Below are 14524 nucleotides of genomic sequence, written 5' to 3'. Positions count from 1 at the left end.
CCGCACCGGTGCTGACCGGCACTTAGTCCCGATTTTGTTGAGCGATAAACGATTCGATCGTCCGCCGTTCGTGGGGCCAGGGGGTCTGACTTGGCGTCGAGTGTGCCGCTGACCCGCCGAACTGTCAGCGGTATTGCCGGCCGGTGGTGTTGGGCGTTGTGGATTATTTGGTGTTATTCGACCCCCAGTAGGGGTGTTCGAAGTTGCAACTTGCCAATCGGCTAGTTTCCAGTAAGGCTCTCCGTAGAGTCCTCAACGAGTCCAAAGAGAGTGACACATATGGCTGACACTGTAAAGGTCCGGTTCGAGCCGAAGATGATGATCGACGGCAAGCTCGTCGACGGTCAGGCCGGCACCTTCACCAACATCAACCCGGCCACCGAGGAGCCGCTCGGTGAGGTTGCCGACGCATCGAAAGAGGACATGCACCGGGCCATCGATGCCGCGCGGCGCGCCTTCGATGAGTCCGACTGGTCGACCAACAAGGAATTGCGCAAGCGCTGCTTGCTGCAGCTGCACGATGCCATCGAGGAGGAGAAGGAAGAGCTGCGCGAGGAGCTGATCCTCGAAGTCGGCTCGCCCCGGGCGATCACCTTCGGCCCCCAGCTGGATGCCCCGCTGCAAGACGGACTGAAGTATCCCGCCAGGCTGATCGACGAGTACGCCTGGGAAACCGACCTCAGCGACCGCGTCGTCAGCCTGACCGGCGCGAACACGTCTATCAAGGTGTTTCGGGAGCCCGTCGGCGTGGTCGGTGCCATCGTGCCGTGGAATTTCCCGTTCGAGGTCACCATCAACAAGCTCGGACAAGCCCTGGGCACCGGCAACACGGTGGTGCTCAAGCCGGCGCCCAACACCCCGTTCAACGCGACCCGCCTGGGCCGGCTGATCGCCGAAAAGACCGACATCCCAGCGGGTGTGGTCAACGTCGTCACCGCATCGGATCACTTCGTGGGCGAAGAACTCACGCTGTCGCCCAAGGTCGATCTGATCTCGTTCACGGGTTCGACGGTGGTGGGGCAGCGGATCATGGAAAAGGGCGCCGCCACCATGAAGCGGCTGTTCCTGGAACTCGGCGGGAAATCCGCCACGATCGTTCTGGAAGACGCCGATTTCGGCATGGCCTGCGCTATTGGAATCGCGCCGTGCATGCACGCGGGGCAGGGGTGTGCGAACCCGACCCGGATGCTGCTGCCGCGGTCCCGCTATGACGAGGGTGTCGCGATCCTCAAGAGCATCTACGAGAACGTCACCTGCGGTGACCCGCAGGACCCCGGAACCCTTTGCGGACCCGTAATCTCCGAGCGGCAACGGGATCGCGTGATGGGCTACATCCGCAAGGGTGTCGAAGAGGGGGCCACCGCGCTGGTCGGCGGACCGGACGCCGAAACGGGATTCGACAAGGGATTCTTCGTCCGCCCAACGCTATTCACCGATGTCGACAACTCGATGACTATCGCCCAAGAAGAGATCTTCGGCCCGGTGCTAGCGGTCATCCCGTTCGACGACGAGGAAGATGCGATCCGGATTGCCAACGACAGCAGGTACGGTCTCGCGGGCAACGTCATGTCGGGCTCGGTGGAACACTCGCTGGCGGTGGCGCGCCGGATCCGAGCCGGCTTCATGAGCGCCAATGGTGGCGCTCCCTACGGTGCTGACGCACCCTTCGGCGGGTACAAGTACAGCGGCGTGGGACGTCAGAACGGTGTGGCGGGCTTCGACCAGTACACCGAGATCAAGTCCGTGGGCTACCCGGCCGGCTCGTAATTCGCTGCGCCGCAACGTATAGCCCGCTATGCTCTGATGCTTCAGATCGTCGGCACGGTGCCGCCGTCGACGACTATGTCGGCACCAACCACCGACGCGGCGGCATCGGAGACGAGGAAGCCGACGACCTCGGCGACCTCGGCGGGCCTGGCGGGCCGACCCAGCGGGATGCCGCCGAGCGCGCTCATCAGCGAGCGCAGAGCGGCTTCGCGGTCGCCGTTCTCACCAGCGAGCCGGTCGATGAGGCCCTCGGCCGCCTCGGTCTGGATGAATCCGGGCGACACCGTGTTGACGCGAATACCCTTGGAGGCCAGCTCGTTCGCCAACCCCTTGCTGTATGCGCGCAGCGCGGCCTTGGCCGCGGCGTATCCCAGAGTGCCATCGAACAGTGGCATCCGGCTCTGGATCGAGCCGACGTGCACGACCGCACCCGAACCCGCCTCGATCATCATCGGCAGCAATGCACGGTCCAGGCGGACCGCCGCCAGCAGGTTGAGGTTGAGCTCATCGGCCCAGTGCGAATCGTCGAGTGCGGCGAAACCACCCGGCGGTGCCCCGGATCCTCCGGCGACATGCACAAGGATCTCGAGACCGCCGCGTTCGCGGATCTGAGCGGCCACCTCCTCTACTCCTGTCGGCGAGGTGAGGTCCGCGGCGATGAAGTCGTCTGCCTCGGCGCCGCGATGTCGTGCCACCGCGGTGACGTGAGCTCCTCGAGACCGCAGCCACGCCGTCACTGCCGCGCCGGTCCCTTTGGTGCCGCCGGTGACGACGGCACGCCGGGCCTGTAGCGCGTTCACGCGGCGGCCCGGAAGATGGGCCAGCACAGCGAGGTGACCCATTGCGTGGAATCGTCAGTGTCCCATGTGAATCGCTGGTAGTACTCCCGCAGCGGAGCTTCGATGCTGATTTCGTGTCGGGTCGCGTACTCTCCGAGCGCGCTGTAGTGGATGTCGACGTCGTCATGTGGGCCGTGGTGCGAGATGACCGCCAATTCGGCCGCCGGAACGATCAGCGGCACCACCCGCCCGATCCGTCGCACCTCGCCGTCGACCGGAATGAAAACGGTAGTTTCGCCACGGTCGTCGGCGAAGATGTCGAAGTCGAACAACGCCCCGAGCGACCCGGTTGGCGTGAGCCGTCGGTCGGCCTGCACCCTCGCTCGCAGTTCGCCGACCGCGCCTTGCCACCAGGGCAGCAGGTCGTCGCGATCGACCCTCCCAGTGATCGCGGCGGTCGGTGTCGCGGCGACGGTGCGGTGCTCGATGCGCGAATCACGCTTTGGCACTTGCAGAATGGCCCGCAGCGATTCCACCGCGCTACGCGTTGCCGCAAGCTGGTTTTCGAATCGTTCCAGGTGAGCGCTGATCAGGGCATTGCGGTCGGCCGGTGCGGAGACGAGGACCGCGCGCACGTCAGCCAGCGGCATGCCGAGGTCGCGTAATCGGCGGATGACCTGAGCGGCCGGCACCTGGTCGGTGGAGTAGTACCGGTAGCCGGTGGCCGGATCGACACGATGCGGTTCGAGCAGGCCGACGTCGTGATAGTGGCGAAGCGTCTTGACGGACAACTGCGTCATCCGGGAAAAGTCGCCAATCGACAAAACGGTGGTCACCGGCTCATTGTGAAGTCTCCCGTTGCGGGAGAGTCAAGCTCGGCGCTTCGCTTGACGTCAATTAGGTTCGTCGTCGTCGGGTGCCAGCAGCTTCTCGGGTGCCGGCCAACGAAACCGCCACGTCGCGAAAGCATCGAAAGCATAGGTTCCATAGCTAAGTGGCACCCCGCCCCTGCACCGGCCAACCCCTTGGTTGACAATCGAGGTAACTCAAACGTGTCAAAGGAGACATCACATGGCTGAAGCAGTCATCGTCGAGGCAGTGCGTTCGCCGATCGGCAAGCGCAACGGCGGCTTGTCCGGAGTGCACCCAGCCGAGCTATCGGCGCAGGTACTCAATGGATTGGTCACCAGAGCGGGTATCGACCCCGAGCTGGTCGACGACGTCATCTGGGGTTGCGTCATGCAGGCCGGCGAGCAGGCGCTCGACATCGGCCGCACCGCGCTGCTGACGGCCGGCTGGCCGGAGACGGTTCCCGGTGTGACCGTGGACCGGCAGTGCGGCTCCAGCCAGCAGTCCGTGCACTTCGCGGCGGCCGGCGTGGTGGCCGGTCATTACGACGTGGTCGTCGCCGGCGGCGTCGAGTCGATGTCGCGCACACCCATGGGCGCCTCGCTCGCAAACGGTGGGCGGCCGTACCCGGAGAACTTCCTGTCCCGCTACGAGGGCAAGATTCCGAATCAGGGCATCGGCGCGGAGATGATCGCCGAGCAGTGGGGCCTGGACCGTGTCACCCTCGACCAGTTCTCCCTCGACTCACACGAAAAGGCCGCTGCCGCACAGGATTCCGGCGCCTTCGATGACCAGATCGTGGGCATCAAGGATTCGGATGGCAACGTCGTGCTCAAGGACGAGGGTATTCGGCGCGGCACCCCGATGGAGAAGATGGCCTCGCTGAAGCCGGCATTCAAAGAGGACGGCGTGATTCACGCGGGCAACTCCTCGCAGATCTCCGACGGTTCGGCCGCCCTGCTGTTCATGTCGGCTGAGAAGGCCAAGGAACTCGGCATGAAGCCGATTGCCAAGGTGCACACCGCCACCCTGGCCGGAGCCGACCCGGTCATCATGCTGACCGCGCCCATCCCCGCCACCCAGAAGGTGCTCAAGCGCTCCGGATTGTCCATCGGCGACATCGGCGCCTACGAGGTCAACGAGGCGTTCGCGCCCGTTCCGCTGGCCTGGCTCAAGGACATCGGTGCCGACGCGGACAAGCTGAACCCCAACGGCGGTGCGATCGCGCTCGGCCACCCGCTCGGCGGTTCCGGCGCGCGGATCATGACCACGCTGCTGTACCACATGCGGGACAAGGGAATTCGTTACGGCCTGCAGACGATGTGCGAGGGCGGTGGTCAGGCCAACGCGACCATCCTCGAGCTCCTGTGACGCAGTCTTCGGACGAAGCTCCTGGCGCGCTAACTGAGCGTCGCGGGAATGTGCTGATCATTACGATCAACCGGCCCGAGGCGCGCAACGCCGTCAACGGCGCCGTCAGCATCGCCGTCGGCGACGCGCTCGACCAGGCGCAGCAGGATCCCGAGGTGCGGGCGGTCGTCATCACCGGCGCCGGAGACAAATCCTTCTGCGCCGGGGCAGATCTCAAGGCGATCTCGCGGCGGGAGAACATCTACCATCCGGATCGCCCCGAGTGGGGCTTCGCGGGTTATGTCCACCATTTCATCGACAAGCCCACCATTGCCGCGGTCAACGGCACCGCGCTGGGCGGTGGCACCGAGCTGGCGCTGGCCAGTGACCTGGTGGTGGCTGCTGAGCGCGCGCAGTTCGGATTGCCGGAGGTCAAGCGAGGTCTGATCGCCGCGGCCGGTGGCGTATTCCGGATCGTGGAGCAGTTGCCCCGCAAGGTGGCGATGGAACTGCTGATGACCGGCGAGCCGCTGAGCGCAACCAAGGCCCTCGAATGGGGACTGATCAACGAGGTCACCGACGGCTCGGTGCTGGACGCGGCGCTGGCGCTGGCCTCGCGGGTGACCGGGAATGCGCCGTTGTCGGTGCAGGCAAGCAAGCGCATCGCCTATGGCGTCGATGACGGCGTCATCGCCGCCGAAGAAGTGGGCTGGGAGCGCACCATGCGCGAAATGCGGACGCTGATTCGCTCCGAGGACGCCCGTGAAGGGCCGCTGGCGTTCGCTGAGAAGCGCGAGCCGGTCTGGAAGGCGCGTTAGCTAAGACGCCAACATGTTGACGCCCCAACGGAATAGGGGCGGCAGGGCGGCACATGCCGGCACGATGGCACGGCGCGCAGCAAGCGGTGTGCTGGCCAGTACCAACCCGCGGGTGAGTAACCGGTAGTCGCGGGTCACGCGGTGCCATGCCCGCTCGTATGACTGCGGTGCATCGTCGACGATCGCGCGGACCGCTGCGCCCGCCTGCTTGACCGCGAGGCTGATGCCTTCACCGGTCAGCGCATCCTCGTAACCTGCGGCGTCGCCGACCAGCAGCACCCGGCCGGCGACGCGGCGCGACACCACCTGCCGCAGCGGACCGCAACCGCGGGCCTGCCCCCGGCTACCGTCCAAATGCTTTGCCAGCCAAGGGAACCAGTCGATCTCCGGCCGTTGCCGGGACAGGATGGCCACCCCCACCAGATCCGGTTCCACCGGCGTCACGTATGCCTCGCCCCAGCGCGACCAATGGACTTCGACGAACTCCGACCACGCCGGCACCCGGTAGTGCCAGCGCAACCCGTGCCGGCGCGGGGTGCCGGTCGTCGCCGTGATCCCGACTGCGCGCCGGACCGCCGAATGCAGGCCATCGGCACCCACCAGCCACCTGGTGCGCACGCCCGCGGCCATCACCCCGACGGCATCTTGCGCAACGGTGGTCACCTTTGTCCGGATCCATTCGGTGTCTTGCTCTTTGGCGCGCGCCGCCAACGCTGCGTGCAGCGTGGTGCGTCGCACCCCCCGGCCGGGACCGGTGCGAAACCGCGCCTCAGCCCGCCGATGCTCGCTGATATAGGCGATCCCGCGAAAGTTCATGCCGACCGGGTCGACGCCGAGCGAGGTGAGTTCGGCCAGGCCGCCAGGCATCAGCCCTTCGCCGCACGCCTTGTCGATCGGGGTCTCCCGTGGCTCGGCCACCAGCACCGAAAGCCCTTGCTGGCGAGCCTGTAGCGCGGTGGCGAGACCGCCCGGCCCGCCACCGACGACGAGCAGGTCGGCGTCGTAATCGGTCATGTGTAGCCCAACGCCGAGTTCTCCACGCGTAGCCGTACCGTCAGCAAGGCGGCGTTGGCCAGCGTGAAGCACAGTGCCGTCAACCATGCGGTGTGCACTAGCGGCAACGCGACGCCTTCGGCCACTACCGCAACATAATTCGGATGATGCAGGAACCGGTAGGGGCCCCGCTTCACCAAGGGTTCGTGGGGGAGCACGATCACCCGGGTGTTCCACCGCTTGCCCAGCGACGTGATGCACCACCACCGCAGAACCTGGCACAGCCCGACCACGACCAACATCGGCCAGCCGAGCCACGGTAGGAACGGCCGGTGCAGTGCCGCCGGTTCGACCAGGCAGCCCACCAGAAGCGCGGCATGCAGGATCACCATCACCACATAGTGCGGACGGCCAAATTCCCTGCCGCCCTGGGTAAATGACCATCGTGCGTTGCGCCGGGAAACCACCAGCTCCGCTAGTCGTTCCAGCACGACGATTCCGATCAGCAGGTAATACATGGTGTTCACCACAGCAGCAACACCAATTCGGAACAGAACGCCGGACCCATGGCGATCATCAGCCCGATCGAGCCGGGCGGCGGCGGGTCGGCCATGTTGGCACCCAGCACGTCCAGCACCGACACCGAGGACAAATTGCCGTTGTGGCGCAATGACTCTCGGGTATGGTCCAGGGCATCAGCGGGCAGGCCGAGCCCCTTCTCTACCGCCTCGATCACCCGGGGGCCCCCGGGATGGCATACCCAGGTGGACACGTCGGCGGTAGTCAGACCGTGATCGCCGAGGAAGTTGCGGACGTCGTCACCCAGGTACTTCTCGGTCACGGTCGCGACATCGACCGACAGCACGATCCGGAAGCCGTCGGTGCCAATGTTCCACCCCATCACCCCCTCGGTGTCGGGATAGATGCGGCTGCGGGTCGCAAGGACCCTGGGGCGCACGCCGCCGCCGGTCGCCCGATGAGCGCCCTTGGTAACGACGGCGGCCGCGCCGTCGCCGAACAAGCTCGAAGCCACCAGATTGGCCACGGAGATATCTTCCCGTTAAATGGTCAGCGAGCATAATTCGACTGCCAGTAACACGCCCACCTGGTCGGGAAATGCGCGCAGGTAATCGTGCATCCGCGCGACACCGGCGGCACCTGCCACGCAGCCGAGGCCGAACAGTGGGACCCGTTTGACGTCCTGACGCAGTCCCACTCGCGAGGCCAGGCGCGCCTCCAGCGTCGGGACGGCCAGTCCGGTAACAGTCGTGGAGAACACGATGTCAACCTCCGACGGCTCGACGTCGGCCTTCCGCAGTGCTTCCAGGAGCGCCTGCTCGGCCAGGTCGAGCGCGACCTCGACGAAGGCGTCGTTCGCCTCGGTGAAGCCGCTGAGTTCCGAATAGCGCGACAGCGGCAGCGCGGTGTGGCGAGACTCGACACCGCTGCGCAGGGCGAACCGCTTGAACTCCGGGCCTGCGAAGTCGGTCAGCGCGGCGACGGTGTCTTCCTGACTGTGCAGGTGGCGCGGGAACTTGACGGCGACGCCGGCCACGGCCGGATTCAACCCTGACATTGTGCAGCTACTAGCCATACGGGGGTGACGACACCGCCTTCGGATGAGTTCAAGTACCGCGCTGACCTGCGCAGATTTGTAGCGGCTGCGACCGGGGTACCTAACTGTCCCAAGAGATCGTCGACGGTTAGGTTGGAAGATATGCGAATTCTGGTGACAGGAGCCACCGGATACATCGGTTCGCGGTTGGTCACAGCGTTGCTGGCCGAAGGCCACGAGGTGGTGGTCGCCAGCCGGAAATTGGCTCGCCTCAAGAACTTCGGCTGGTACGACGATGTCACCGCCGTCGCGCTTGACGCCGCCGACCCGGTGTCGCTGAACGCGGCCTTCACCACCGCGGAGAACACCGGCGACCCCGTCGAGTTGGTCTACTACCTGGTGCACGGGATCGGGCAAGCCGATTTCCGCGATGCCGACCGTAAGGCAGCGGCAAACATGGCGGCCGCCGCCAAGGAGGCTGGTGTGCGCCGCATCGTCTACCTCGGTGGCTTCGTGCCGGACGACGAGGCACTGTCTGAACACCTGACCAGCCGGGCCGAGGTGGCCGAGGCGCTGAACGTGGCGGACGGTCCCGAACTGGTGTGGTTGGGCGCGGCGATCATCATCGGCGCCGGGTCGACGTCGTTCGAGATGCTGCGCTACGTGGCGGACCGGTTCCCGGTGATGCCGATGCCGAGCTGGATGGAGAACCCGATCGATCCGATCTCCATCCGCGATGTGCTGCACTACCTGGTTGCGGCGGCCGACGCCGACCTGGTGCCTGCGGGTGCTTACGACATTGCCGGGCCGGAAACCACGTCCTATCGGGGGTTGTACAAGGCCTACGCGCGCAATTCCGGACGGTGGCGAGCGGCGTTGCCGGTCGTGGGTATCAACACCGCGCTGGCGTCCCGGGTGACAGCGCTTGCGCTGCCCGTGCCACCGGGTCTGGCGGGAGACCTGGTGGAGTCGCTGGATCATCCGATGAAAGCGTCCGGCAGTGGGCTGCAAGGTGTGGTGCCCGACCCGCCGGGCGGCCTGTTGGGTGTGGACGAATCCATGGCGCTGGCGATCGCCGGCACGAAGCGCGCGGCGCGGCCGGTGGATGCCTTGGCCGATCCGCACGACCTGGCCGACACCGACCCGGGATGGGCCGGCGGTGACGCGCTGCGCATCCGTAGGCTAGCCCGCATGATCACGCCACCCTTCGCGCGTCACACTCTGGGGCTGGTGAACATCGTTCCGGGGCCGGTGGCTGGGGCGGTGCGCACCTATCTCGACCTGCTGCTGTCCTTGGCCCCGAAGGTACGCCCTGCATGAGTCAGCCGACCGCTGCCAACTGCGCACCCCCGCACGCCACTTCGCCGTTCCAAGAATTCCGTCGCGCGATCACCAATGTGGCTGTGCCACACCACGAATCGCCTCGCGTCATACGGCGCCGACGCATCATTGTGGCGATAACCCTGGTGATCGGTGCCGCGGTTTTGGGCTTCTCGCTGCGAACCAAACCAGGTGATCCGGCCTTCTATTGGCTGACCCTGACGCTGGCGGCGGTCTGGTTTCTCGGTGCGTTCCTTTCCGGGCCGCTGCACCTGGGCGGCATCTGTTGGCGCGGTCGCAACCAACGTCCGGTGATCACCGGGATCGCCACCGGTTTGCTGCTCGGCGGCGTGTTCATAGTGGGCGCGCTGATCGTCCGGGAGATCACACCGGTGGCGTCCTTGATCACCCGCGTGCTGCTGTATGCAAATCAGGGTTCGTTTCTGCTCGTCGTGCTGATCACGGTGGTCAACGGCGTTGCGGAGGAGACGTTCTTCCGAGGTGCGCTCTATACGGCGTTGTGCCGGCACCATCCACTGGTGATCTCGACGGTTCTCTATGTGCTGGCGACGATGGCTGCCGGAAATCCGATGCTGGGGTTCGCCGGGATAATCCTGGGCACGGTGAATGCCTTGCAGCGCCGGGCGACCGGCGGGATTCTGGCGCCGATGCTGACCCATTTCGTGTGGGGCCTGATCATGGTGCTGGTGCTGCCGCCGATGTTCGGTGTCTAGCGCCGTCTAAGCGGCGGTGATGTTGCCGGCGAGCGCGCGTAACGCGGCGCGGTGCACGGGCAGCAGCAGCAACCAGTACAACCGCCCGGCGATGCCATTCGGGAACACCACTGCCCGCTGGGTGTACTTGCTGCCGCCGCCTTCCTGCGGGGTGACGCTGATCTCCAGCCAGGCCCGCGCGGGAGACCGCACTTCGGCCTGCAACCGGAGCTTGACACCGGGTTCGCTCTCCACGACGGTCCAGCGTTGTGCCGCGTGCCCGCGGCGCGGCCCGACGGGGAAAACGGGGAATCTCTGCCCCTGCGCTTCGGTGATGGCGCTTTCCGCCGCCTTCCACACGTCGCCGGGTGCTGCCGAGGTGACGCAGGTCCGCTCGTCGGTAAAGACGATTTCGCCGGCCCAGTCCGGGTCGCTGGGCAACTGGTCAGCGGGCTGGGACTGCAGCGACGCCCACGTCGCACCTGGCAGGCCCCGCCCGGCGCGGTCCAGGGCCGTGACGACTGCCTGCCGGTAGCTGGTCAACCCGCCCGGCGGCTGCTTGATGATCGAGTCGATGTCGTGGTTGCGCATCACGGCGTCGCATTCCAGAGATTCGACCAGCGGTCGCGCCAGGCCCGACGGGATTGGGGTCACCGTGCCCACCCACAGGCTGGCGATGGCCGGCGTCAGGAACGGCAGCACGACCATGCGCCGTTTGGTCAATCCAGCAACCTCGGCATAGACCTGCATCATGTCGCCGTACTCGAGCACGTCCGGCCCGCCGATGTCCCAGGTCCGCGAGCTGGAGACCTCGGCTGTAGCAGCAGCGACCAGGTAGTACAGCACGTCACGAACCGCGATCGGCTGGATCTTGTTGTGCACCCATTTCGGCGTGGTCATCACCGGCAACCGGTCGGTGAGGTGCCGGATCATCTCGAACGATGCCGACCCGGCCCCGACGACCACGCCGGCCTGGAGCACCACTGTTTCGATGCCGGAGTCGATGAGGTGGTCGCCGACCGCTTTGCGGGATTCGAGGTGGGGGGAGAGGTCGCTGTTCTCCGGATGCAGTCCGCCCAGATACACGATCCGGCGCACCCCGGTGCGCTTGGCGGCCGTCACCACATTGCGTACGGCGCGGTCTTCGTCGGCGGCGAAGTCTTTCGATGCACCCATCGAGTGGACGAGGTAATACACCACGTCGATCCCGTCGAACGCCTCGACCAGCGAGTCGGCATCGCTGAGATCGCCCTTGGCGACCTCCGCCCGGGAACGCCAAGGTACGTCGTCCAGCTTTTCCGGTTTGCGTGCCAGCGCGCGCACCGAATGTCCCTCGTCCAGCAGGCGCGGGGCAAGCCGCGCGCCGACATAACCGGTGGCGCCGGTTACCAGACAACGAACACGTTGAGCCGTCACGCTGAAGGGATTGCCCGGTTTCCCCCGATATAACTCAGGAATCGGTGAAGGCGGGGGCGCGCCGCTCCTGAAAGGCCTTGGTGCCTTCTTTGAAATCGGGAGCTTGCAACAGACCGGACTGCCCGTCGAATTCCCGCTCGAGCGTCGAGTCCAGTTCCGTCAGGGTGGCGGCGTTGATGGCGCCCTTGGTTTTGGCGAAGGCAACCGCCGGACCGTTGAGCAGCCGTGAAACCACCTTGTCCACTTCGGCGTCGAACTCATCGGCCGGATAGACCGCGCTGACCAGACCCCAGGACAACGCCTCCGCGGCGGTCAACCGCTCGGGCAACAGCGCCATGCGCAGCGCGCGGATCCGGCCCACTGCGGCCGCGATCAGCGCCGACGCGCCCCCGTCGGGCATCAACCCGATCTTGGTGAACGCCAGCATGAAAAACGCCTTCTCCGAGGCCAATACGACGTCGCAGGCCAAGGCAATGGAGACGCCGACGCCGGCCGCCGGGCCTTGCACCACGGCGACAACCGGGTGCGGCAGCGCGGTGATGGCCCGGACCAACCGGTTGATTTCCAGAATGATCTCGTCGGGCGGGACGCCGCCGCCTTCGGACATGTCGTCGGCGCTGATGCCGGCTCCGGAGCTGAAGCCGCGGCCCGCGCCGCCCAGACGCACTACCCGCACGGCCGGGTCGGTGGCCGCGCGTTCCATCGCGTCGGCCAACCCGGTGATGACCGGAATGATCAGCGAGTTGAGGCTGTCCGGGCGATTGATGGTGAGCGACAGCACGCCGTCGGTCAGCTCGACGTCGAGGCCGGCGACAGGTGCGAGAGCGGCAATTCCCGTTTCGGATCCAGATTCGGACATGGGATTCACACTAAGCGACCGGGTTGAAGCGCCCTATCCCGCGGCTGCGAAGATGCAATCAACCGGTTGTTCGACCCGGCGTGGGTCGCAGGCGTCAAAGCAGACGAAAGGTCGGGACACCAATGGCGGGTCCGCTGAGTGGTTTACGAGTTGTCGAATTGTCAGGCATCGGACCGGGTCCGCATGCGGCGATGATCCTGGGGGATCTCGGCGCCGACGTGGTGCGGGTGGACCGCCCCTCGGGCGCGCCCGGTGGTGTGGTCAAGGACGCCATGAGCCGCAACCGGCGCGTCGTGACCGCCGACCTCAAATCCGACGCGGGCCGCGAAACGGTGCTCAAGCTCGTCGCCAAGGCCGACGTGCTGATCGAGGGTTACCGCCCGGGCGTCACGGAGCGACTCGGCTTGGGACCCGAGGATTGCGCCAAGGTGAACGAGCGGCTGGTGTACGCGCGGATGACCGGCTGGGGCCAGACGGGCCCACGTAGCCACCAAGCCGGCCACGACATCAACTACATCTCGCTGAACGGGATCCTGCACTCGATCGGCCGGGTCAACGAACGGCCGGTGCCGCCCCTCAATCTGGTCGGCGACTTCGGCGGCGGATCAATGTTCTTGCTGCTCGGCATTTTGTCGGCGCTATGGGAGCGGCAGACCTCGGGCAAGGGTCAGGTGGTGGACGCCGCGATGGTCGACGGGTCCAGCGTGCTGATGCAGATGATGTGGCAGATGCGCGCCTCGGGCATGTGGACCGACGTGCGCGGCACCAACCTGCTCGACGGCGGCGCGCCCTACTACGACACCTACGAGTGCGCCGACGGCCGCTACGTTGCGGTCGGTGCGATCGAGCCACAGTTCTACGCCGCCATGATCGAAGGGCTGGGGCTGGACGCGGCCACCCTGCCGTCGCAGAACGACATCGCCCGCTGGCCCGAACTGCGCGCGCTGCTCACCGAGGCGTTCGCCAGCCGCGACCGCGACCACTGGGCCAAGGTGTTCGCCGATTCCGACGCGTGCGTGACGCCGGTGCTGGCATTCGGGGAGGCGCACACCGAGCCGCACATCGCTGAGCGCAACACGCTGTACGAGGTCGACGGGAACCTGCAGCCCATGCCGGCGCCGCGGTTCTCGCGCACACCGGCCGAGACCCCGCGCCAGGCGGAGCCGGTGGGTGACATCGAAGCCGTTCTCGCCGACTGGGTATAGTCCCAACCAACCAGTAGGTCGGCCGCCAGAGGGAAGGACTCGCATGGAGATCAGAGACGCCGTAGCTGTCGTCACCGGAGGTGCGTCAGGCCTGGGCTTGGCGACCACCAAGCGGTTGCTCGACGCCGGGGCGCAGGTGGTGGTGCTCGACCTCAGGGGCGAGGAGGCCGTCCAGGAGTTGGGCGAGCGGGCACATTTCGTGCAGACCAACGTCACCGACGAGGCGGGTGTCGTCAAAGCGCTGGACACGGCCGAGTCTCTGGGACCGGTGCGCATCAACGTCAACTGTGCCGGTATCGGCAACGCCATCAAGACGCTGTCCAAGGACGGCCCGTTCCCGCTGGACGGCTTCAAGAAGGTGGTCGAGGTCAACTTGATCGGCACCTTCAATGTATTGCGATTGGCCGCCGAGCGCATCGCCAAGACCGAACCGATCGGTCCCGAGACGAGCCCCGAGCGTGGCGTCATCATCAACACCGCATCGGTCGCCGCGTTCGACGGCCAGATCGGCCAGGCCGCCTACTCGGCGTCCAAGGGCGGCGTGGTGGGCATGACACTGCCGATAGCGCGGGATCTGTCGCGGGAACTCATCCGCGTGGTGACCATCGCTCCGGGACTGTTCAAGACCCCGCTACTCGGTTCGCTGCCCGAGGAGGCGCAGAAGTCGCTGGGCAAGCAGGTCCCGCACCCGGCCCGGTTGGGCGACCCCGACGAGTACGGCGCGCTGGCCGTGCACATCGTGGAGAACCCGATGCTCAACGGCGAGGTCATTCGGTTGGACGGCGCAATTCGGATGGCGCCACGCTAGCCGCGGGCCTTTCTGCGCCGAGACTGCAGCGGTGACGCCGAGACTGTAGCGGTGACGGCGAGACTGCAGCCCGGGCGCGCAAACGCTAGTAA

The 14524-nt window shown here is 66.2% G+C and carries 13 protein-coding genes and 1 pseudogene; 7 read left to right on the top strand and 7 right to left on the bottom strand.

The window, feature by feature from the left end; genetic code table 11:
- The first annotated feature begins 279 nt into the window (after window positions 1-279).
- On the top strand, window positions 280-1767 hold the full coding sequence (locus tag A5636_RS20545; RefSeq protein ID WP_065160479.1) for an aldehyde dehydrogenase family protein: 1488 nt from the start codon (window positions 280-282) through the stop codon (window positions 1765-1767).
- A 41-nt stretch (window positions 1768-1808) separates the two neighbouring features.
- Here the strand turns inward: A5636_RS20545 and A5636_RS20540 are convergent, their stop codons facing one another.
- Both A5636_RS20540 and A5636_RS20535 read right to left on the bottom strand, forming a co-directional pair.
- Complete coding sequence (locus A5636_RS20540; RefSeq protein ID WP_065160478.1) at window positions 1809-2609, bottom strand: SDR family oxidoreductase; 801 nt, start codon at window positions 2607-2609, stop codon at window positions 1809-1811.
- The gene (locus A5636_RS20535) at window positions 2564-3382 is read right to left on the bottom strand and encodes a MerR family transcriptional regulator (protein WP_065160477.1); all 819 of its coding nucleotides are present in this window, start codon (window positions 3380-3382) and stop codon (window positions 2564-2566) included. Before A5636_RS20535 ends, A5636_RS20540 begins: the two co-directional genes overlap by 46 nt.
- A gap of 235 nt (window positions 3383-3617) precedes the next feature.
- On the opposite strand from A5636_RS20535, the gene A5636_RS20530 reads away from it, so the two are divergent.
- Window positions 3618-4766 (top strand): thiolase family protein, encoded by a 1149-nt coding sequence (locus A5636_RS20530; RefSeq protein WP_065160476.1) that lies wholly within the window; start codon window positions 3618-3620, stop codon window positions 4764-4766.
- Entirely contained in the window at window positions 4763-5563 is an 801-nt protein-coding gene (locus A5636_RS20525; RefSeq protein WP_065160475.1) for a crotonase/enoyl-CoA hydratase family protein, read from the top strand. Before A5636_RS20530 ends, A5636_RS20525 begins: the two co-directional genes overlap by 4 nt.
- Here A5636_RS20525 and A5636_RS20520 read toward each other — a convergent pair whose 3' ends face one another.
- From A5636_RS20520 to A5636_RS20510, 3 genes and pseudogenes are all read right to left on the bottom strand, one after another.
- Window positions 5564-6577, bottom strand: coding sequence for an NAD(P)/FAD-dependent oxidoreductase (locus A5636_RS20520; RefSeq protein ID WP_065160474.1), 1014 nt, complete (start codon window positions 6575-6577; stop codon window positions 5564-5566).
- Window positions 6574-7074, bottom strand: a complete 501-nt coding sequence (locus A5636_RS20515) for an isoprenylcysteine carboxyl methyltransferase family protein (protein WP_065160480.1) — start codon at window positions 7072-7074, stop codon at window positions 6574-6576. The genes A5636_RS20520 and A5636_RS20515 overlap by 4 nt, the downstream gene beginning before the upstream one ends.
- Window positions 7075-7079: 5 nt before the next feature.
- A pseudogene (locus A5636_RS20510) lies at window positions 7080-8132 on the bottom strand (type III polyketide synthase).
- Between the two features lie 141 nt (window positions 8133-8273).
- On the opposite strand from A5636_RS20510, the gene A5636_RS20505 reads away from it, so the two are divergent.
- Together A5636_RS20505 and A5636_RS20500 are read left to right on the top strand one after the other, a co-directional pair.
- Complete coding sequence (locus A5636_RS20505) at window positions 8274-9431, top strand: NAD(P)H-binding protein (RefSeq protein ID WP_065160473.1); 1158 nt, start codon at window positions 8274-8276, stop codon at window positions 9429-9431.
- Window positions 9428-10165: a CPBP family intramembrane glutamic endopeptidase gene (locus tag A5636_RS20500; protein WP_065160472.1), complete on the top strand. Its 738-nt coding sequence runs from the start codon at window positions 9428-9430 to the stop codon at window positions 10163-10165. The genes A5636_RS20505 and A5636_RS20500 overlap by 4 nt, the downstream gene beginning before the upstream one ends.
- A 6-nt stretch (window positions 10166-10171) precedes the next feature.
- Here A5636_RS20500 and A5636_RS20495 read toward each other — a convergent pair whose 3' ends face one another.
- Both A5636_RS20495 and A5636_RS20490 read right to left on the bottom strand, forming a co-directional pair.
- Window positions 10172-11560, bottom strand: a complete 1389-nt coding sequence (locus tag A5636_RS20495) for a DUF2867 domain-containing protein (protein ID WP_065160471.1) — start codon at window positions 11558-11560, stop codon at window positions 10172-10174.
- A 34-nt stretch (window positions 11561-11594) separates the two neighbouring features.
- Window positions 11595-12419: an enoyl-CoA hydratase gene (locus A5636_RS20490; protein WP_065160470.1), complete on the bottom strand. Its 825-nt coding sequence runs from the start codon at window positions 12417-12419 to the stop codon at window positions 11595-11597.
- Between the two features lie 122 nt (window positions 12420-12541).
- Here A5636_RS20490 and A5636_RS20485 point away from each other — a divergent pair, with 122 nt between their 5' ends.
- Both A5636_RS20485 and A5636_RS20480 read left to right on the top strand, forming a co-directional pair.
- Window positions 12542-13624 (top strand): CaiB/BaiF CoA transferase family protein, encoded by a 1083-nt coding sequence (locus tag A5636_RS20485; RefSeq protein WP_065160469.1) that lies wholly within the window; start codon window positions 12542-12544, stop codon window positions 13622-13624.
- A 43-nt stretch (window positions 13625-13667) separates the two neighbouring features.
- Complete coding sequence (locus A5636_RS20480) at window positions 13668-14432, top strand: 3-hydroxyacyl-CoA dehydrogenase (RefSeq protein WP_065160468.1); 765 nt, start codon at window positions 13668-13670, stop codon at window positions 14430-14432.
- Window positions 14433-14524 lie beyond the last annotated feature (92 nt).

The organism is Mycobacterium asiaticum, assembly GCF_001673315.1.
GTDB classification, from domain to species: Bacteria; Actinomycetota; Actinomycetes; order Mycobacteriales; family Mycobacteriaceae; genus Mycobacterium; species Mycobacterium asiaticum_B.
This window is presented reverse-complemented; position numbering and strand designations above follow the sequence as displayed.

Excerpts from the sequence above, each read along its gene's own strand:
- A5636_RS20545 (WP_065160479.1), top strand. The coding sequence starts at position 280 with ATGGCTGACACTGTAAAGGTCCGGTTCGAGCCGAAGATGATGATCGAC.
- A5636_RS20540 (WP_065160478.1), bottom strand. The coding sequence starts at position 2,609 with ATGGGTCACCTCGCTGTGCTGGCCCATCTTCCGGGCCGCCGCGTGAAC.
- A5636_RS20530 (WP_065160476.1), top strand. The coding sequence starts at position 3,618 with ATGGCTGAAGCAGTCATCGTCGAGGCAGTGCGTTCGCCGATCGGCAAG.
- A5636_RS20520 (WP_065160474.1), bottom strand. The coding sequence starts at position 6,577 with ATGACCGATTACGACGCCGACCTGCTCGTCGTCGGTGGCGGGCCGGGC.
- A5636_RS20515 (WP_065160480.1), bottom strand. The coding sequence starts at position 7,074 with ATGTATTACCTGCTGATCGGAATCGTCGTGCTGGAACGACTAGCGGAG.
- A5636_RS20505 (WP_065160473.1), top strand. The coding sequence starts at position 8,274 with ATGCGAATTCTGGTGACAGGAGCCACCGGATACATCGGTTCGCGGTTG.
- A5636_RS20500 (WP_065160472.1), top strand. The coding sequence starts at position 9,428 with ATGAGTCAGCCGACCGCTGCCAACTGCGCACCCCCGCACGCCACTTCG.
- A5636_RS20490 (WP_065160470.1), bottom strand. The coding sequence starts at position 12,419 with ATGTCCGAATCTGGATCCGAAACGGGAATTGCCGCTCTCGCACCTGTC.
- A5636_RS20485 (WP_065160469.1), top strand. The coding sequence starts at position 12,542 with ATGGCGGGTCCGCTGAGTGGTTTACGAGTTGTCGAATTGTCAGGCATC.
- A5636_RS20480 (WP_065160468.1), top strand. The coding sequence starts at position 13,668 with ATGGAGATCAGAGACGCCGTAGCTGTCGTCACCGGAGGTGCGTCAGGC.